The 19774-nt window shown below is 39.4% G+C and carries 15 protein-coding genes (1 of these 15 only partly in view); 9 read left to right on the plus strand and 6 right to left on the minus strand.

The genetic code is table 11. The features are described 5' to 3' along the window. Together IPP32_02480 and IPP32_02485 are read left to right on the plus strand one after the other, a co-directional pair. Positions 1 to 16 carry the 3' portion of a hypothetical protein gene (locus IPP32_02480; protein ID MBL0046952.1) on the plus strand. 1820 nt of this gene lie to the left of the window's left edge, so the window shows 16 of its 1836 coding nt (coding positions 1821-1836); the start codon falls outside the window, past its left edge; the stop codon is at positions 14 to 16. Further along, positions 6 to 1001 carry an NAD(P)H-dependent glycerol-3-phosphate dehydrogenase gene (locus IPP32_02485; protein ID MBL0046953.1) on the plus strand — a complete coding sequence of 332 codons (996 nt, stop codon included), beginning with the start codon at positions 6 to 8 and terminating at the stop codon, positions 999 to 1001. Before IPP32_02480 ends, IPP32_02485 begins: the two co-directional genes overlap by 11 nt. A gap of 607 nt (positions 1002 to 1608) precedes the next feature. Here IPP32_02485 and uvrC read toward each other — a convergent pair. Then, positions 1609 to 3441 (minus strand): excinuclease ABC subunit UvrC, encoded by a 1833-nt coding sequence (gene uvrC / locus IPP32_02490; protein ID MBL0046954.1) that lies wholly within the window; start codon positions 3439 to 3441, stop codon positions 1609 to 1611. A 224-nt stretch (positions 3442 to 3665) separates the two neighbouring features. Between uvrC and IPP32_02495 the strand changes: the two genes are divergently transcribed. Beyond that, on the plus strand, positions 3666 to 5366 hold the full coding sequence (locus tag IPP32_02495; protein ID MBL0046955.1) for a sodium:solute symporter: 1701 nt from the start codon (positions 3666 to 3668) through the stop codon (positions 5364 to 5366). A 208-nt stretch (positions 5367 to 5574) separates the two neighbouring features. Here IPP32_02495 and accC read toward each other — a convergent pair whose 3' ends face one another. The 3 genes from accC to IPP32_02510 form a co-directional block, all read right to left on the minus strand. Next, a complete protein-coding gene (gene accC, locus IPP32_02500) occupies positions 5575 to 6915 on the minus strand; it encodes an acetyl-CoA carboxylase biotin carboxylase subunit (protein MBL0046956.1) in 1341 nt (446 codons plus the stop codon). Positions 6916 to 6992: 77 nt separating this feature from the next. After that, positions 6993 to 7487: an acetyl-CoA carboxylase biotin carboxyl carrier protein gene (gene accB, locus IPP32_02505; GenBank protein ID MBL0046957.1), complete on the minus strand. Its 495-nt coding sequence runs from the start codon at positions 7485 to 7487 to the stop codon at positions 6993 to 6995. Between the two features lie 77 nt (positions 7488 to 7564). Then, positions 7565 to 8554 carry a ketoacyl-ACP synthase III gene (locus tag IPP32_02510; protein ID MBL0046958.1) on the minus strand — a complete coding sequence of 330 codons (990 nt, stop codon included), beginning with the start codon at positions 8552 to 8554 and terminating at the stop codon, positions 7565 to 7567. 385 nt (positions 8555 to 8939) lie between these two features. On the opposite strand from IPP32_02510, the gene IPP32_02515 reads away from it, so the two are divergent. The 4 genes from IPP32_02515 to IPP32_02530 all read left to right on the plus strand — a co-directional run bounded on the left by IPP32_02515 (position 8940) and on the right by IPP32_02530 (position 13206). After that, the gene (locus tag IPP32_02515) at positions 8940 to 9800 is read left to right on the plus strand and encodes a toxin-antitoxin system YwqK family antitoxin (GenBank protein ID MBL0046959.1); all 861 of its coding nucleotides are present in this window, start codon (positions 8940 to 8942) and stop codon (positions 9798 to 9800) included. A gap of 114 nt (positions 9801 to 9914) precedes the next feature. Beyond that, on the plus strand, positions 9915 to 11384 hold the full coding sequence (locus IPP32_02520; protein ID MBL0046960.1) for a cysteine--tRNA ligase: 1470 nt from the start codon (positions 9915 to 9917) through the stop codon (positions 11382 to 11384). Positions 11385 to 11525: 141 nt separating this feature from the next. After that, the gene (locus IPP32_02525; GenBank protein MBL0046961.1) at positions 11526 to 11993 is read left to right on the plus strand and encodes a GNAT family N-acetyltransferase; all 468 of its coding nucleotides are present in this window, start codon (positions 11526 to 11528) and stop codon (positions 11991 to 11993) included. A 196-nt stretch (positions 11994 to 12189) separates the two neighbouring features. Next, positions 12190 to 13206 (plus strand): M28 family peptidase, encoded by a 1017-nt coding sequence (locus IPP32_02530; protein ID MBL0046962.1) that lies wholly within the window; start codon positions 12190 to 12192, stop codon positions 13204 to 13206. A gap of 15 nt (positions 13207 to 13221) precedes the next feature. On the opposite strand, the gene IPP32_02535 is transcribed toward IPP32_02530, so the two are convergent. Further along, the gene (locus tag IPP32_02535) at positions 13222 to 16581 is read right to left on the minus strand and encodes a hypothetical protein (GenBank protein ID MBL0046963.1); all 3360 of its coding nucleotides are present in this window, start codon (positions 16579 to 16581) and stop codon (positions 13222 to 13224) included. A 136-nt stretch (positions 16582 to 16717) separates the two neighbouring features. Here IPP32_02535 and IPP32_02540 point away from each other — a divergent pair, with 136 nt between their 5' ends. Beyond that, positions 16718 to 17185 (plus strand): dCMP deaminase family protein, encoded by a 468-nt coding sequence (locus IPP32_02540; protein MBL0046964.1) that lies wholly within the window; start codon positions 16718 to 16720, stop codon positions 17183 to 17185. A 4-nt stretch (positions 17186 to 17189) separates the two neighbouring features. After that, positions 17190 to 18677: a B12-binding domain-containing radical SAM protein gene (locus tag IPP32_02545; GenBank protein ID MBL0046965.1), complete on the plus strand. Its 1488-nt coding sequence runs from the start codon at positions 17190 to 17192 to the stop codon at positions 18675 to 18677. A 21-nt stretch (positions 18678 to 18698) separates the two neighbouring features. Here IPP32_02545 and IPP32_02550 read toward each other — a convergent pair whose 3' ends face one another. Further along, on the minus strand, positions 18699 to 19715 hold the full coding sequence (locus IPP32_02550) for a T9SS type A sorting domain-containing protein (protein ID MBL0046966.1): 1017 nt from the start codon (positions 19713 to 19715) through the stop codon (positions 18699 to 18701). Positions 19716 to 19774 lie beyond the last annotated feature (59 nt).

A 19774-nucleotide genomic window follows, 5' to 3' on the forward strand; every position in this document is an offset into this window, starting at 1 on the left:
ACAACATGACGAATAGCAAAATAGCAGTCATTGGAGGAGGAAGCTGGGCTACTGCAATCGTAAAAATGCTGCTCAACAACAACGAGAAAGTGGGTTGGTGGATGCGCAACAAAGATTCAGTAGAGTTTATCAAAAAATTTAAACACAATCCGCATTACCTCAGTTCAGTTGAGTTTGACCTAAGTAAACTGGAGGTGCAATTTGATTTAAAATACATTGTCAAAAATTTTGATGTATTGATTATGGCTGTTCCGGCTGCCTTTTTAGAAGATGCCTTAAAACAAATCACTAAAGAAGATTTAAAAGATAAATTGGTTTTTAGCGCCATCAAAGGAATTGTCCCCGACGGAAATTTAATTATCGGTGATTTTTTTCATAAAAAATTTGATGTTCCGTTCCAACATTTCGGTGTAATTTCAGGACCCTGTCATGCAGAAGAAGTGGCCATGGAAAAACTATCGTACCTCACCATTGCTTCTCAGAGCCCTGAAAATGCTAAGCTTTTGGCGCAAAATTTAAATTGCCGTTACATCAAAACAACTCCAAGCGACGATATTTATGGCACCGAATATTCAGCAGTATTAAAAAACGTTTTTGCTATCGCCAGCGGAATTTGTCACGGCTTGGGCTATGGCGATAATTTTCAAGCAGTACTTATCTCTAACGCCATTCAAGAAATTAAACGCTTTGTAGATGCAGTGCATCCGATAAATCGCGACATAAAAAGCTCTGCTTATTTAGGCGATTTATTAGTAACCGCTTACTCCCAATTTAGCCGTAACCGTACCTTTGGTAACATGCTGGGCAAGGGCTATTCAGTGAAATTTGCACAAATGGAAATGGAAATGATTGCAGAAGGCTATTATGCTGTAAAATGCATCCACGAAATAAATAAAACCTACCAAGTTAACATGCCCATTACCTCGGCCGTTTACAACATTATTTACGAAAAAATTTCACCTACAATCGAAATCAAATTACTCACCGAAAAGCTGAGTTAAAGCTAAATCCCTGTTCGCAATTTGTCCCTATCAGTTAATTTTCAATAAACCAATCTTACTTAAAGTTAGAAATGAACTAATATGGATTTTAATTCAATTCTAAAGGGACCGGCCTATGAGAAATTGACATTAAGAAATTCAAATTCATTTTTGCGCAGGCCCCGCGCTAGCAACCCTCGAGCGAGAACGATAAAAAAGCATCATTAAAAACCGAAATGGAACGGCCTATGAGAAATTGACGTTAAGAAATTTGAATTCATTTTTAAGCGTGGGCCCTGTGTAAGCAACCCTCGAGCGAGCAACAAAAATATTTCGCGATTACTGAACAAAATCGAGCGCTTGGGTTGCGTTGCAAAAATGAATTTAAATTTTAGTCAATTTATCATCAGCCTTGATTTTTTGTTGACTTTTTGATCAAGCAAAAAGTCAGAATACATCATAAAGAAATGTACCTAAAAATGAAAAACAAGTTTAATAGCAACCCCAAAAAACATCATTAAAGACCAAAAAGTAAGAAAATTCAATAGGGGAATGGTCAACAATCTAATTGTACAGTTTTTGTTTTGAAAAATTAAAAAATTACTTCCACTATTCTTGCATAAAAAGCCTATTCCATTTTGTCTTGAGGAGTATCTTGCTGCTTAAAATGCTCCGCCACAAGCTTCGCTTTCGATTTTCCTATAACTTCCACCAGTGCTGCTTCAGGAGTGGCCTTAATGACTTTAACCGATTTAAATTTCCACAATAATTTTTGCGCGGTGTTATAGCTAATCCCTTTTATGTCGGTTAATTCCGACTTTATAGTACCCTTATCTCTGCGGTTTCGATGATGCGTAATTCCAAAGCGATGCGCTTCGTCACGGATGTGTTGCAATACCTTTAAGGTCTCCCCTTTCTTATCCAAATACATCGGAATGCTGTCGCCTGGGTAAAATATTTCTTCCAATTTTTTTGCAATCCCAATAACCGTAATTTTTCCGCGCAAGCCCAATTTATCCAAGCTTTCCATCGCCGAACTCAATTGACCTTTTCCTCCATCTATCACTATCAATTGAGGCACTTCCTGCTCTTCCTCAATCATGCGTTTATAGCGTCTATAAATCACTTCTTCCATAGATGCAAAGTCATTCGGACCCTCTACCGTTTTAATATTAAAATGACGATAATCCTTTTTACTGGGTTTGGCATCCTTAAAAACCGTCATCGCCGAAACCGGATAGGCTCCCTGTATATTCGAATTGTCAAAACACTCAATGTGGCGCGGCTCTTCCTGCAAACGCAAATCCTTTTTCATTTGCGCTAAAATGCGCTTGCTGTGCCTTTCGGGATCTACCAAATCCGATTGCTTTTGCTTTTCCTTGCGGTAATACTCCACATTTCGCTCACTCAGTTCGAGCAATTTCTTTTTGTCTCCCCTTTGCGGGACGATAAATTCGGTTCCCGGAATTTCTACATCCGGAATAAAGGGAACAATTATTTCTTTAGCATTACTTTCAAAGCGCAGCCTTAATTCGGCTATGGCAATCAATAATAGTTCTTCAGGACTTTCTTCCAATTTCTTTTTTAACTCGATGGTGTGTCCTTGTATGATTGAACCATTCACGACTTTCAAAAAATTCACATAGCCAAAATTTTCATCCGTAGCAATCGAGTATATATCTACATTGGTAATACTTGGATTTACAACAGTTGATTTGCTCTGGTATTTTTCGAGCTGTTCAATTTTTAATTTTATCTGATGTGCTTTTTCATATTCAAAATTCTGAGCAAACTCATGCATCAGTACTTTTAAGTGTTTCTCCACATCATTCACATTTCCTTTGATGATACTTTTTATATCTTCAATTTGTTCGTTATAATCCCGCAACGTTTGCAATCCTTCACAGGGTCCTTTGCAATTTCCCAAATGATATTCGAGGCATACTTTAAATTTTCCCTTTTCAATGTTTTCATCCGACAAATTATAATTACAATTTCGCAAGGGATACAAGTGATGAATCAAATCCAATATGGTATGCATCATTTTACCGGAGCCATAAGGTCCAAAATAAATGGAGCCATCTTTTACGACATTTCGGGTAGAAAATACTCTTGGAAACCGTTCATTTTTAATGCAGATCCAAGGATAGGTTTTGTCATCTTTTAATAAAACATTGTAGCGCGGTTGGTATTTTTTTATGAGGTTATTTTCGAGCAATAAAGCATCCAATTCGGTTTCAACAAGAATAAATTTAATGTCGCAAATATGCTTTACCAGAATTTGAGTTTTATTGTTTTCATAATTATCTCGATTAAAATAAGAACTCACCCGCTTCTTTAAACTTTTGGCCTTGCCTACATAAATAATCTTCTCTTCTTTATCAAAATACTGATACACCCCCGGCTTATCGGGCAATGATTTCAGTAGTTGTTGAAGTTGTGCTTCTATCTCTTTAGCCATTGCGGCAAAGATAAGTGCTTTAATGGTGCAGATGTAAGTTGCGCAGCGAAAAATTACAAAAGACTAGGCTGCTTTCAATAAAATTAAATAGTTTTAAGCAGCAATGTAACCATGAATCAAAACCGAAAATCCATTTTCAAATCCTGGCCTAAGGTGTATGCCTTGGTAATTGTACTTCTTGTGCTCCAAATTGTGTTTTATTTTTGGCTAACTCAACACTATCAATGAGCACACTCGACTGGATTGTATTAGCGCTTACCTTAAGTTCTATTGTGCTTTTTGGAATATGGAAAGGCCGTGGAAATAAAGATATCGACTCCTATTTATTAGCTGGGAAGCAATTACCCTGGTACCATGTGTTATTAAGTGTAATGGCTACACAAGCCAGCGCCATAACCTTTCTTTCGGCGCCCGGACAAGCTTACACGGATGGAATGCGCTTTGTGCAATTTTATTTTGGCTTGCCTTTGGCGATGATTGTGTTGAGCATGACCTTTATTCCCATTTTTCACAATTTGCGGGTATTCACGGCTTATGAGTTTTTAGAAAAGCGCTTCGATCATAAAACCCGCCGCCTCACCGCTTTTTTGTTTTTACTGCAAAGAGGCGTTTCTACCGGTATTTCAATTTATGCCCCTGCAATTATTCTATCTACCATTTTGCATGTTAATATTCAAATTACAACCGTTATCATTGGCACACTTGTAATACTTTACACGGTGTATGGCGGCTCCCGCGCAGTTTCCTATACACAAGTGCTACAAATGGGCATTATCTTTTTAGGCATGTTAACCGCAGGAATAGTGGTGCTCAACATGTTGCCACCGGGCGTAAATTTATCCACAGCCCTGCACATTGCCGGCGATGCAGGCCGCATGAATGTGATTGATTTGCATTTCGATTGGAACAACCGCTACAATTTGTGGAGTGGAATTATTGGCGGATTCTTTTTGCAACTCGCTTATTTCGGCACCGACCAATCGCAGGTGGGACGCTACTTAACAGCTCACAGCATTACCCAAAGTCGTATGGGTTTGCTCATGAATGGACTGCTAAAAATCCCCATGCAATTTTTAATTCTCTTGCTTGGGATTTTAGTTTTTACCTTTTATCAATTCACTACCCCTCCGCTTTTTTTCAATAAGGCCGAAATGCCTAAGACTGAAAATAGTGCAGACAATTCTGCCTTCAACCGCATACAATCCCAATTTGACAGTGCTTCTCAAGTAAAGCAAAAAGCCGTGTATGCTTTGGCAATTGCCTATCAATCTCAAAATGAAACACAATTAGCTATTGAGCGAAGTAAATTCAAGACTGCATTTCAACATACCGAAGAACTCCGTAAAAAAGGCATAGCCCAATTACAAGTGCAAAACGCTGCACTCGATAAAAATGATGGCAACTACATCTTTCTCACCTTTGTGATGCAACATCTGCCGAAAGGCTTAATAGGCTTACTCATTGCTGTAATTTTTTTAGCCAGCATGGGTTCCTTGGCATCGGGATTAAATTCCTTGGCTTCTACCAGTGTTATCGATATTTACAAACGCTCCATCAATAAAACCGCCAGCGATAAACGTTATTTAAATGCCTCCCGATTGGCCACCTTGGGCTGGGGTGTATTTTGCATTTTGGCTGCCTTATACGCCGGCAAAATGGGCAACTTATTAGAGGCCGTGAATGTACTGGGCTCCTTGTTTTACGGCACCATTCTGGGCGTTTTTATAGTTGCCTTTTATGTCAAAACAGTTTCCGGAACTCCCGTTTTTATTGCGGCAATACTTACTGAACTTTTTGTAATGTATTGCTGGTATTTTGATGTGATGGCCTTTTTGTGGCTCAATGTGTTGGGCTGTGGGATGGTGGTGGCAATTGGATGGGCAATAGAAAAATTAGGTCCAAAAACAAAAACAAGCACAGCTTAAAACAATGCACTTTTTCTCAAAAACACACCACTCGCTCGCATCCTGCGAGTGTGGCTATTACCAGGCATCCTGCCTGAACAAATATTAGCGCGCGATTGTAGCGCGTGGTGCCACATTCGCTGCTTACTCCAAAAACGAGCTCCTAAAACAAAAAAAGGAGCCAAGCGTCATGCTTGCTCCTTCTTTTAATAAGTTTCATATAATAACCTTACTCCGTCAAATCAAAACTCTCCAAAAATTTAGTAGTATAATTCCCTTCTCTAAATTGCTCATCTTTCATCAAACGCAAGTGAAACGGAATGGTGGTTTTTACGCCTTCAATCACAAACTCACTCAAAGCGCGAATCATTTTTGCAATTGCTTCTTCACGGGTTTGCGCAATGGTAATAAGTTTGGCAATCATACTGTCGTAATTGGGCGGAATGGTATAGCCGGCATACACATGGGTATCTACGCGCACTCCATGTCCACCGGGAGTATGCAAGTTGGTAATTTTGCCCGGTGAAGGACGGAAATTATTAAAAGGATCTTCCGCATTAATACGGCATTCGATGGCATGCAATTGTGGAAAATAATTTTTTCCGGAAATGGGTGTGCCTGCTGCCACTAATATTTGTTCCCGAATTAAGTCGTAATTAATAACTTCTTCAGTAATGGGATGCTCCACTTGAATACGGGTATTCATCTCCATAAAGTAAAAATTGCGGTGCTTATCTACCAAAAACTCTACTGTTCCTACCCCCTCATAACTTACGGCCAAGGCTGCTTTAATGGCTGCTTCGCCCATTCTGTCGCGCAACTCATCCGTCATAAAAGGCGAAGGAGTTTCTTCCGCTAATTTTTGATGCCGGCGTTGAATCGAACAATCTCTTTCCGATAAGTGACAGGCCTTTCCGTATTGATCGCCCACAATTTGAATTTCGATGTGACGCGGTTCCTCAATGTATTTTTCCATGTACATGCCGTCGTTTCCAAAGGCTGCACTGGCTTCTTGTCGGGCACTGTCCCACAGCGGAAGCAAATCTTCTTCTTTCCACACAATGCGCATCCCGCGTCCACCACCACCGGCAGTAGCTTTTAGAATGACCGGATATTTAATTTTTTTTGCAATCTTCTTGGCCTCATCCAAATCCGTAATCAATCCATCAGAGCCCGGAATGGTGGGTACACCTGCCTTTTTCATGGTATCTTTGGCAGAGGATTTATCGCCCATGCCATCAATCATGGCAGGGGATGCACCAATAAATTTAATGCTATGCTCCCCACAAATGCGCGAAAACTTTGCGTTCTCACTCAAAAATCCATAGCCCGGATGTATCGCATCGGCATTTGTAATTTCACAAGCCGAAATAATGCTGGCAATATTTAAATACGAATCCTTACTTGGCGGAGGGCCTATGCATACCGCTTCATCGGCAAAACGCACGTGCAAACTATCTTTATCGGCAGTAGAATAAACTGCAACCGTATGTATACCCATTTCTTTACAGGTACGAATTATACGTAAGGCAATTTCTCCACGATTGGCAATCAATATTTTTTTGAACATACTTAGTTTAGTTTGATTTTTTAGTTTAAGGTTTAGCGGTAACAGCTTTTACTTTAAACAATCCACAATAACTTCGATTAAGAAGGATCTACCAAAAATAGCGGTTGATCGTATTCTACCGGCGAAGAATCTTCCACCAACACTTTTACAATTTTTCCTGAAATTTCGGATTCAATCTCGTTGAACAATTTCATGGCCTCAATAATACAAGTGGTTTTTCCGGGTGTAACCTCATCGCCTATATTCACAAAAACAGGTTTTCCTGGTCCGGCCGAACGATAAAATGTTCCAATCATGGGTGATTTAATGGTTATGTATTTAGCGTCAGCAGCCGGTGCAGCTGGTGCAGGGGCCTGAGGAGCAGCCGGTGCGGCAACAGGAGCAGCTGCCATTGGCAGAATTGGTGCAGCGATAGGTACTGGTGTATGTATTATGGTTGGTTCTCCGCGGTAAGCATCGCTACCATTTCCGGTTTTGATTACAATTTTAAATCCTTTGCTTTCCAATTCCACTTCACTCACGCCACTCTTCGCAACGAATTTAATTAAGTCTTGTATTTCTTTTAGTTCCATATCTATTGATTTTGATAATTTCTTTTTTAATTCAGAAAGATAAAAGTATTAATTTTTTTTTATCGGCATACATTTAATCAGTAGGCCCACTTAAGATAAATGGCTCCCCAAGTAAATCCGCCACCAAAGGCAGCAAGAATAAGGTTATCACCTTTCTTTAGTTTGCTTTCATAATCCCACAAACAAAGGGGCAAAGTGCCTGCTGTGGTATTTCCATATTTTTCAATATTCATCATTACCTTGTCACTTCCAATGCCCATGCGTTCAGCGGTGGCATCTATAATTCGGCGGTTGGCCTGATGGGGTACTAACCAATTAATATCCTCCGATTTTAAATTATTACGTTCCATAATTTCAGCCGAAACTCCAGACATATTGGTTACCGCAAATTTAAAAACCGTTTTTCCTTCCTGATACACAAAATGTTCCCGCGCATCAATCGTTTCATAGCTTGGCGGCTTCAAGGAACCTCCAGCTTTTTGATGCAAAAATTCACGGCCTGCACCATCCGACCGCAACACCGCATCTACTAGTCCATTGCCTTCCTCGTTAGGTTCTAACAAGATAGCGCCAGCCCCATCGCCAAATATGATACAAGTAGCACGATCGGTATAATCAATAATACTCGACATTTTATCACCACCCACCACTACAACTTTTTTATGAGCACCTGTCTCAATAAATTTAGAAGCAGTAGCCAAGGCATATAAAAAGCCGCAGCAGGCTGCATTCAAATCGTATCCCCAGGCATTTTTTGCACCCACTTTATCACAAATAATTTGTGCAGTTGCCGGAAAAATCAAATCTGCTGTCACCGTTGCGCAAATCAATAAATCAATTTCTTCTGCCTTAATGCCGCGCTTTTCGAGCAATCCTTTAACTGCTTCGGCACACATATCAGAAGTTGCCTTACCCGGTTCCCTTAAAATTCGGCGTTCGGCAATACCGGTTCGACTCAGTATCCAATCTTCGGTCGTATCTACCATTCCTTCCAACTCCTTGTTGGTGAGCTTATATTCGGGGACATAACCATTAACGGCAGTAATGGCTGCAAGAGTTTTTTTCACTTGTTTGATTTAGTTTTCGTAAAAAAAAGAATCACAATATTAATTTTTTTCTGCGAACAATGCGGATTTTTTTTCTAACCCACATTTTTCAGGATTGACTGTAAAGTGTTTTAGTAAACGTTCACACGCATTTCATCTGAATCTTTGGGCTGTTAAACAACTATTCAAGCGAATTTCACATTTCATTTAATCTACTAAAAATAAGTTGTTCCCTATTACAAGATATTTCGCCCATCCTATTTGCACTTTTCAGTCATCTCATAAAAACCGAAATATATAAGCAAGAGGATATGAATAACCTGTTGATAAAGTATCTCAACCACAAAAATTGAATTATGTAAAATAACTTATATTTGAAAATTAAAATCAATTCAAAATTAAAAGAATGAGAAAATTTTTTCTACTAATCAGTATTGCTTTTATCCGACTTTCAGCGGCCTATGCTGCTGCACCACTAGCCGGAGATTCGTTAAATCAATCTGATGCTGCCGGTTTAAAACAAGGTCATTGGGTAGTACTTAATGCAGATGGACGCTTAGAGGATTGTCCGGCCGACAAAAAAGTGGAAGAAGGAAATTTTGTTGACAGTAAAAAGAATGGTACCTGGTATCAATTTTATTGCAACGGAAAAACAAAAAACGAACTCATTTTTGTGAACAATATTCCAAGTGGTTACGCAAAATTTTATTACTCCAACGGCAAACTTTCTGAAGAAGGATTGTGGCAAAACAATGTGTGGGTAGGTGCTTATAAATACTATTACGAGAATGGGCAAATGGCCTACGAATTCAACTATAATCCTCAAGGAAAAAGAGAAGGCGCTCAAAAATATTACCACGAAAACGGCAAAGTAAAAATTGAAGGAAATTGGGCCGACGGACAAGAAGCCGGTGTACTAAAAGAATATTACGATGACGGCAGTCCTAAATCTGAAAAAACCTTTAACAACGGTCGTTTGGATACCAACAAAGTAAAAATATTTGTAGAGAAAAAAGTAGAAGCACCAAAAGAAGAAGTGAAAGTGGAAGAGGTAAAAGTAGAAGCTCCGAAAGTTGAAACCCCTGTGGGCTATTTAAAAGACGGGTTTAACAAAACCTACAACTCAAAAGGCAAATTAGCTACCGAAGGAACCTACAAAAACAGCGTTTTAATAGATGGGAAAAAATACGAATACGATGGCGCAAAATTGATAAAAACCTCCATTGTGAAAGAGGGAAAGGTGGTTGAAGTTAAAACCGAAAAGTAAAACTTCATGCTCCTTCATTTTCTGCAACCCTTTCCTTTTCTTGTCTGTTGCTAGTTTCGTTCACTATTTTCTAGCATTTTCTTATTATTTTAATCCATTAACCTTACTTGGCCTATGAACCAGCCATTGGAAATTTACAATACACTGTCCCGAAAAAAGGAAATTTTTAAACCTATTAATGCACCCTTTGTGGGTTTGTATGTGTGCGGACCTACTGTTTACAGCGATGTACATTTAGGCAATTGCCGCACTTTTATATCCTTCGATTTAATTTACCGTTACCTCGTGCATCTCGGATTTAAAGTAAGATATGTGCGCAACATTACGGATGCCGGGCATTTGGAGGGGGATCGCGATGAGGGCGATGATAAATTCAGTAAAAAAGCAAAGCTGGAGCAGGTTGAACCTATGGAAATTGTGCAACGCTACACACTTGGCTTCCGCGATATTATGCGGGAATTTAATGCCCTTCCGCCCAGTATTGAACCTACTGCAACTGGCCACATTATTGAGCAAATTGAAATGTGCAAAAAAATAATAGCCAATGGTTATGCCTACGAAGTGGATGGTACAGTTTATTTTGATGTAGATAAATATGCCAAAGAGCAAGACTACGGCATCCTTACTAATCGCAAACTGGAGGACTTATTGGATAATTCGCGCGAGTTGAATGGGCAAGACGAAAAGCGTGGAAGATTGGATTTTGCCTTGTGGATAAAAGCAAAGCCCGAACACATCATGCGCTGGCAAAGCCCCTGGGGCGAAGGCTTTCCGGGATGGCACATCGAATGCAGCGCCATGAGTAAAAAATATTTAGGCGATACCTTCGACATACACGGCGGAGGAATGGACTTGGCCGCCACTCACCATACAAACGAAATTGCACAATCTCATGGTTGTAACCACACGGCTCCTGTAAATTATTGGATGCATGCCAATATGCTTACTGTAAATGGAGTGCGCATGAGTAAGAGTGCCGGCAATGGTTTCCTTCCGGGGGAATTGTTTACCGGCAATCATCCCTTGTTGGAAAAAGGATACAGCCCAATGGCCGTGCGCTTCTTTATGATGCAAACGCATTACCGCAGCACACTCGATTTTAGCAACGAAGCCTTGCAAGCAAGCGAAAAGGGATTCGCTAAATTAATGGCAGCTCTCGAAACACTGGAAAAGTTAAAGGCCGGGGATAAGTCAACGTCAAACATCAGCCAACTCAGCGCAAACTGCTATGCTGCTATGAACGACGATTTTAACAGCCCCATTGTAATTGCCAATTTATTTGAAGCGGTGCGCATCATCAATTCAGTAAATGCAGGTACTGAAAGCCTTTCGGCCGATGATTTATTGGCACTCAAAAAACTGTTGCAGGATTTTGTGTTTGATATTTTAGGTTTAAAATCAGAAAAAGCCGGCAGCGATTCTTCTTTGGTGGAAGACGTAATGCAAGTGGTGTTGGCCTTACGTAGCGAAGCTAAGACTAAAAAAGATTTTGCCACTTCCGATAAAATTCGGGATGAATTGCAAAAGCACAACATCACTATTAAAGATACCAAGGAAGGAGCGGTTTGGAGCGTAAATCCTTAATATAATAGGCACTTCAATTTGGGCGTTCCCATTTAGCACTTTTATCAAAGTGCTAAATGGTCGGGCTTTTCGCTCCAATCTTTTTCCGAAAAAGAAAAAGGATTTCCACTGCAATCCCTAACGCAATTGGCACTAAATAATATGCTCATCATCCAAAGAACCAACACTGAAAATACAAGCTTTCACCAACTTGTTGCGCTGCTCGATAAAGACTTGCAGCTGCGCGATGGAGAGGATCATTCTTTTTATGCACAATTCAATAAAACGGACAACATCAAACATGTTGTAATTGCATTTGAAAATGATTATGCCATTGGTTGCGGGGCAATAAAAACCTACGATACGGATACTATGGAAGTAAAAAGAATGTATGTACTTCCCTCCCATCGTGGCAAAGGAGTAGCGACATCTATTTTAAAGGAATTAGAAAAATGGGCAGCCGAGCTTTCGTACACCAAATGCATTTTAGAAACCGGTGAAAAACAGCCTGAAGCTATTGCGCTCTACAAAAGAAACGGCTATTTAATTATCCCAAATTATGGGCAGTATGAAAATATAAAGGAGAGTGTTTGTTTTGAGAAAAATTTCAATTCAGCCAATTTTATTTAAATCTAAACCCAATTGTTGATTCAATATGGACAACAAAACAATAATTGACTGCTAAAAACAAATCAGTGAAAATCTGCAGAATCCGCTTCATCTGCGTCCCATTTTAGTAACATAAAAGTGTATACACAATTAACTTTCAATTGGAATTAATACAGGCTTCGCTATTTTTCACTTATTTTGCAATGCTTTAAACAATATGATAAAATCCATTTCTAAACTTTGTATAGCTTTTATCCTGTTGCTTTCGTCCTGCTCAAATCCTACCAAAGAGCCCGAAAACAAAACACCGGAAGCACCCCAAACTGAAGTAATAAAAATAGCTTCTCCTGATTTTAATGCAGACAGCGCATACGCATTCCTCAAAAAACAAGTCGATTTTGGACCACGTGTGCCCGGTACCAAAGCACATGCAAGCTGCGCCAGTTATTTTCAAAATAAACTTAAATCCTACGGACTAAAAGTTGATTTGCAACAAGCTCCCATCACGACATTCGACGGCAACACTTACACCCTCAAAAATATTTTTGCTTCCTACAAACCCGAATCAAAAAACAGAATTCTGCTTACCGCACATTGGGATAGCCGCCCCTTTGCTGACGAAGACACTAAGGATATTGCAAAAGCAATCGACGGCGCTAACGATGGTGCAAGCGGAGCAGCTGTTTTGCTCGAAATTGCGCGTTTACTTTCCGAAAACAAACCCGAAATAGGAATTGATATTTTTCTTAACGACCTCGAAGATTATGGTCAGCCCGACAATACCATGGGCCAACGCAAAGAAGATACCTGGTGCCTAGGGACACAGTATTGGGCAAAAAATAAACCTGCAGATTATACCCCTAAATTTGGAATTTTATTGGATATGGTAGGCGGTCAAAACCCCCTGTTTCCAATGGAAGGAACCTCCATGAACTATGCGCCAGAAATTGTACAAAAAGTATGGGATGCTGCAAGCAGGCTGGGATATGGGAATTATTTCATCTCCGCTCGCACCGGGCAAACTACCGATGATCATTTGTACTTGAATGCAATTGCAAAAATCCCCACTATCGATATTGTGCACATGGATCCCATTACCGGCACTTATCCCGCCTTTCATCACACTCATGCCGATAACATCAGCATCATTGAAAAAAGCACTTTAAAAATGGTAGGGCAAACGGTAATGCAGGTGATTTATGAGGAAATCCCAACCACTTCTCCGGCTGAGTAAATTACTCTTAGCGAATTATTGCTTAAGGATCTTTCCGGATATTTCACATAATTTTTCAGGATTGGATATTCTGAAAAAATAAATACCCGCTGGAGAATTACCCAGATTAATTTCAAATTTCCCATATATGGAATTGCTGAAATATCTTGTTTCAGAACTTGTCACATTTCCCAATCCATCATAAAGTGTAAGCAAATAATTTCCTTTTGCGTTGAGTGGAAAAACTATGTCCGCATTATCTTTCACCGGTTGAGGGATGACGCTTTCATTGGGTGTTGATGTTGAAACCTCTGCAAATCCTACATTTATGCTAGTAACCAGGGTGTTAAAAACGGTATTGGTTCTTATTGGATAATTATAATCGAAGTAGATATCAGCAATATTATAAACTTGAGAACCGTCAGCTAAATTTTGTTTCGGATTGATCTTATATTTTACAAACCCATGACTGGCGGGTTCATTTACATCATCGTTGGGAAGTAATGCATTTTCGAAACGGAAAGTAGCAAGTCCGTTTTTATCAATTGAGGTCATAACCGGTGAACTGTAACCTGTCACATCCAGACTATTCCAATCGAGCAGGTTGCTTAATGAATCTTTTATTACTACCGTAAAAGCAGTATCAGTACCTAGGTTTTGAAAGCGGATGGTATATTCGAATTGAGCAGTTTTCAGAGTAAAATGTTCACCGGTTATTCCTTCTGGTTCTACTGCCTTATCATTTGGATCAGCGGAACAGGTGAGTGTAGAACAGATACTGTCTCCCTCTTCAACAATAAACTGTATACCTGATTTTCTGCTAATCTCAGCATAATTGCACAGCTGCCCTGAAGCAGTAAGTGGAGCTTGCAGGTAAATCACAATATGTCTTTCCTCATCCGGATATAAGTTTGTAAAATTCCACACAGATGTATTCCCCACTACATTATTCACAGCTTGACTTGATGACATAAATTGAAAACCCTGATCATGAGATAAACTAACTGTTCCATCACAGATTGTGGTTCCTGTATTTTTATAATTCAGATGATAAGGGATAGTAAAGCCACAACGTACCGGGGCACCATTTGTAACATTAATGGAAAGATCATCCTGTAAAACAGAAGGTATGGTTCCGAAATTATAACAACACTCCGGTGAATTATAGTGGATGTTATAACCGCTAAATGCAGAAGTCTGGTTCCAGTTCGTTTTGGGAATAAAAATAATGCTGTGAGCCAAGGTGTCGGCATTGATGCTGTAGTCACCGGTAGCATTTGACCAGCAGGAAATGCTATCCGGCAAGAGCATTACTTTTTGATTAGCCAGTCCCACTTCAGTGGAATCGTACATCCCATCCAGATCGGAATCATAATAAATCTTTCCTTCCGAAACCTGGTCCTTATAAAGCGAATTGAAAGTTACGCCCTGTCTCGACTCATTGTACACATACACAAAACCATAATAGCAGAAATAAATGTTATTATGCGAATCACAGAAAAGGTGAAAATTAAGAGTATTAAATGAATTGGAAGAATAGGGGAGGGCCGTAAAATTCGTCCATGTGGTATCATTAAAAACATTCATCGTCCCACCAGATGACAAGCTACTGCTGGCGACATAAAGTTTCCCATTGTTGTCCATCACAGAACAATTTACTCTGTCTGAGGAAATGCCTGAATTAGCTGTGGTAAAGTTTGTCCAGTTTGTTCCATCAAACTTATACAATCCGTGGTCAGTGGATATCCACAGTTTATTACTGTTATCAATCGTAAAAGACTCTGCATTACAGCTATCGGGAAGTAGATATTGTGTCCAGTTTATACCATCATATTTTATTACTTTAGAGGTTATGTTAGTGAAACTATTCGTAACTGCAATGCCCCATATATTGTTGTTATGGTCTTTCTTAATGGATTTAAATATAAATCCGTTATAACCAATTTGAAAAGCAGGAAAGCTGAGAGAGTCATAAACTACCCATGAATTTCCATTGTATTTTCTGATTTTTCTATCATCAGAAGTCCAGACATTATTAAAAGTATCCACCAGGAGTGAGTTTACGTAAGTATAGTCCGGGAATTTATATATAAGGGAAAAATTCTGACCATCATATTTATAAAGAAAATTTGTATCCTGGCTACCTGATCCATCATATAAATACTTCACTGCTAACCATAAATTACCTTGGTCATCCTTGTCCATTCCAATAATACCATCACTCTTCAGGGAGCTGTTATATTTAATGTATGTTTCCCAATTTTTACCGTCAAAACTCCCGAGCCCACTCCACCCTTCCAATTCCAGGTATGACCCCAGCCATAATTTGCCAAAAGCATTTTCCACGAAGGCGCAGGTATTGGTCCAGGCGGGAGGAAGGCCTTGATAATAAAGCACGCTGACTTTTGTTTGCAGGTCAATTTTTTGAAGTCCCCAGTATTGACCCGTCCAATAATTATTATAACTATCAAAACAAGAGGAGACAGGATATAAACCTATATTTTTTTCAAAATTTGTTGTGATCACACTAATTGTAGTGTCTCCTGTTGCTGTATTATACTTTTCCACTTCCTGGCACCAATACGAATTCGAGTTTATGTCATATCTTAAAGAACTGTAACTTGTCCAGACATTTTGTTGCGCATCGATACTTAGCCCTGCCAAAGTGTAGTATCCATCTAAGCCAACAAGTTTATGCATACTCGTATCAAAGTGATAGAGATAATAAGAATCAGAAAAATAAAGATTTGAAGAGGAATCTAAGGCAAGGGCCTCAATACTGTTAAAGGTAAGCAACGAATTGGTTTTATTGTAAATTGTCCATTGCGTACCATTATAATTAATCAGTCCTTGTCCGTTAGTACCTGCCCACACTTTACCCGCCTTTGTAACTTTTACTTTAATATAACTATCATTGGGTATTGTGGTATTGGAGTAGTTGTAATAGGTAAAGTTGCTCCCGTCAAATTTCGCTAAACCATAATATCCCATCGCGATCCATACATTTCCAAGGGTATCGGCACTAATGTCTTTGGCCTGACGTGGACCAAAACTCAAAGAAGGCCAGGTGAGGCTATAGCGGGTGAAGGAAGTACCATCATATTTAATTAAGCCGCTATCGCATCCTATCCACAATATATTTGATTTCTCATCTATGGCCAGAGCATATATCCATTTTAAAGAAACACCGGAATTTTCATCAGTAAAGGTTTGGCATTCGTTTGTCAAAACATTTCTTTTGATCAGGCAAGACTCAGTTCCATACCACAGAAAATCACCCTGTGGAACCATACACACTGCATGGTTGGCACTGTTAAAAGTAACATGATGTGGATTCTGAGCCTTAAGTAAAAAGGTCATTGAAGAAAAAACAAGAAGGAGTAGAATTTTTTTCATTGTATAGTGCTTTTAACAAATGTAAATTTTAATTCTTGCACAAGGCTTTACATTTCGATGAAGAGATGTTTGAGCGAACTCTTTTTAATGGATATTCTTTCCTATTTTTGTTAAGCAATTATTCCTCTTCAAATTTATGACCCTTAAAGCAAAACCCAGTTTTGACGATATATACATGGAACTCGCTTCCAACCTCGCGCTTAAATCACATTGCGTGAAAGCTAAGGTTGGCGCGGTGCTTACAAAAGACACACGCATCATTTCATTGGGTTATAACGGCCCCCCCGCCGGTACACACAATTGCGATGAAGTATGGCCGCAAGAAGGTTGCCCGCGCGATAGCAAAGGAAGTTGCTCACTTGCCCTGCACGCCGAACAAAACGCCATTTTGTACGCGGCAAAAAATAATGTTTCAATTGAAGGTTCTACCTTATATGTTACGTTATCTCCTTGTATTTCCTGTGCCCGTGTGATTTACACCATCGGTATCAAAAAAATTATATACCTCGATTCGTATGCCGAGTATAAAAAAATGGGCGTGGATGAAGGAGTTGAATTTTTAAAAAAATTCGGCGTAAAAGTGGAACGTTATCAAAAGACATAGTTGCATGTCGCACAAAGTTCTTTTTTCACACTCCTACTTTCTCCGCTTCGATCCCAAACAATGGAAGCTGGGTCAGCCCTATGCACCACTAGCTACTATTACCGCTGCAGCATTTTTGCGTGAAAAAGGGTATGAGGTAGATTTATTCGACACCATGTTTGCCGAGGCAGCTGAGGATATTTTTCCGCTACTTCAAAAAACAAAACCTGCCTTTTTTGTGCTCTATGACGATGGCTTCAACTACCTCACTAAAATGTGCCTTACCAATATGCGGGAGGCTGCATTTAAAATGGCGAAAGAAGCTAAAAAGCACGGCTGTAAGGTTATTTTCTCAAGTTCCGACTCCACCGATAGGGTAGAAACTTATTTAGATAATGGAGCCGATTTTATCATCAAAGGGGAAGGAGAACAAACGTTGTTGGAATTGCTTGATGCACTTTCAAAAAATAATTCCGACCTAAAAAGTATTCAGGGAATTGCCTTTCGAGAAAATGGAAATACCATTACCACTTCTAAACGTGAGGTAATGCGCGATTTAGATGCGCTTCCGATGCCCGCATGGGACTTGGTAAATATGTTGGAGTACAAAATGCATTGGCTGCAAAAAAACGGCTACTTTTCGATAAACATGAGTACCACCCGTGGCTGCCCATATAAATGCAATTGGTGTGCTAAACCCATTTATGGAAACCGTTACAATTCACGTTCGGTAAATCATGTTATTAAGGAATTAAAATACCTGAAACAAATTTTCGACTTTGATCACATTTGGTTTTGTGACGATATTTTTGGATTGAAACCGGGCTGGACAAACGAATTTGCAGCAGCTGTAAAACGTGAAAACCTTAGCTTTCAATTCAAAATTCAATCGCGTGTGGATTTACTTTTGGAGGAGAATAATATTGAAGCATTGGCTAGAGCAGGATGTGAAACTGCTTGGGTAGGCGCAGAAAGTGGCTCGCAAAAAATTCTCGATGCCATGGACAAAGGAACAAAAGTGGCGCAAATTTATGAGGCGACTCGGCTCTTAAAAAAGTTTGCTATTAAACCGGCTTTCTTCCTGCAGTTTGGCTATCTGGGCGAAACCCAAGAAGACATTGATATGACCATTCATATGTTGAATGAATTATTGCCCGATGATATTGGTATTTCAGTTTCCTATCCCTTGCCGGGAACCCTTTTCTATGATAAAGTAAAAAACGATTTAAAAGATAAAACAAACTGGACGGATTCAGACGAAATGGCCATGCTTTTTCGGAGCACATATCCTTCCTCCTTTTACAAAGCCTTGCAACGTTATGTGCATCGAAATTATCGAACCAAGCAAGGAATTGCAGAATTGAAAACAGTATTTACACAGCCTTCCCTGATTTCTATTTCCCGCTTAAAAAGAATTGCAGCAGTTCCCTTTCATTTAGCAGGGCGCCAAATGCAAAAGCGGAAACTGAATCAATATTCAGTCTCCGCTTCTGATAACAGTACAAAAAAATAGTTGTTTAACTTTCTTGTTGCCTTATTTCACTACAAATTTTTGAAGTGATTTCTTAGCATTTACTTCGGTTTCCAATACATAAATACCGGGAGCTAATTTAGTATCCGGTTTGATGAAAATTCGGTTCTCTTCTAATACTCCGCTTGTGATTGCAAACACTTGCTCTCCAATCATATTGTAAATTTTGCAACTTACTTTTTCATTTACATTGCCTTTGTATCCATTCAGTTCCACATAAAAATCAGTACTTACCGGATTTGGATATAACTTAATAGATGGTGCTGCTGCTACATTTGAATTGTTGATGCCTAAAGGTGGAGTTTGAATAGAAACTGCCATTATGTTCACAACGCCGGCAGTAACACTTGTTTGAGTAACCGTAATGCCGGAAATCAACTTGGTGTAATTTGCAGCATTTAAGGTAAGCGCTTTTTGATACAAACGGGGATCAGTTGGGGCAGTCAATCCTGTGGGTTGAGAATTCAATGGATTTACACGACCTATTCCTTGGATGGCGAATCCTGTTGAATTAAACCAATCGGGCAATGATTGTGCAGTAAAGGTTTGGCTTGTTAAATCAGTAAAATTAACAACTACTGTCATGGTTGCCGCACCGCTTCCTGTTGCTCCCAATAAAAATACTTGAGAGGCACTTACCGGTGTCACAAAACTTAAGGTCTTAGCAGAATTATTTACATCAATTCTTAAACTATTTGCCCCACTAAAACTTGCTAATTGAAAATCCAAACCCGGAGTTCCAACTACTACACTGTGAATTAAACCAGCCGGCGATAAAGCATGTGCGGGTAGCACTGCGGGCAAGGTTGGATAACGATAAGTTGAATCGAGCAAATAAAAACCGGCTTTGTCAAAAGTACTATCTGTTGTACTTTGCGGATATCCGAGTCCGTTTGCTACCACATCGGCAGTAAAACCGGTACAAGGCACGGTTACATAACCGGCCTTAACATCAAATGCAGCAAAAGCGAGTGATGCAGCAATAAAAAGCGCATAAATTCTGGTGTAATTTTTTTTCATGTTTTTGAATTAAGGGTTTTGAAAAGACTTGAACTACTTGTCAATATTGACTGCCAAAT

Source organism: Bacteroidota bacterium (genome assembly GCA_016721765.1).
Taxonomy (GTDB): domain Bacteria; phylum Bacteroidota; class Bacteroidia; order UBA4408; family UBA4408; genus UBA4408.

Bases quoted from the DNA above. Each gene is read 5' to 3' on its own strand.
- IPP32_02485 (MBL0046953.1), top strand. From the start codon at position 6: ATGACGAATAGCAAAATAGCAGTCATTGGAGGAGGAAGCTGGGCTACT.
- IPP32_02515 (MBL0046959.1), top strand. From the start codon at position 8,940: ATGAGAAAATTTTTTCTACTAATCAGTATTGCTTTTATCCGACTTTCA.
- IPP32_02540 (MBL0046964.1), top strand. From the start codon at position 16,718: ATGACCCTTAAAGCAAAACCCAGTTTTGACGATATATACATGGAACTC.
- accB (MBL0046957.1), bottom strand. From the start codon at position 7,487: ATGGAACTAAAAGAAATACAAGACTTAATTAAATTCGTTGCGAAGAGT.
- IPP32_02520 (MBL0046960.1), top strand. From the start codon at position 9,915: ATGAACCAGCCATTGGAAATTTACAATACACTGTCCCGAAAAAAGGAA.
- IPP32_02495 (MBL0046955.1), top strand. From the start codon at position 3,666: ATGAGCACACTCGACTGGATTGTATTAGCGCTTACCTTAAGTTCTATT.
- accC (MBL0046956.1), bottom strand. From the start codon at position 6,915: ATGTTCAAAAAAATATTGATTGCCAATCGTGGAGAAATTGCCTTACGT.
- IPP32_02545 (MBL0046965.1), top strand. From the start codon at position 17,190: ATGTCGCACAAAGTTCTTTTTTCACACTCCTACTTTCTCCGCTTCGAT.
- IPP32_02535 (MBL0046963.1), bottom strand. From the start codon at position 16,581: ATGAAAAAAATTCTACTCCTTCTTGTTTTTTCTTCAATGACCTTTTTA.
- uvrC (MBL0046954.1), bottom strand. From the start codon at position 3,441: ATGGCTAAAGAGATAGAAGCACAACTTCAACAACTACTGAAATCATTG.
- IPP32_02525 (MBL0046961.1), top strand. From the start codon at position 11,526: ATGCTCATCATCCAAAGAACCAACACTGAAAATACAAGCTTTCACCAA.
- IPP32_02550 (MBL0046966.1), bottom strand. From the start codon at position 19,715: ATGAAAAAAAATTACACCAGAATTTATGCGCTTTTTATTGCTGCATCA.
- IPP32_02530 (MBL0046962.1), top strand. From the start codon at position 12,190: ATGATAAAATCCATTTCTAAACTTTGTATAGCTTTTATCCTGTTGCTT.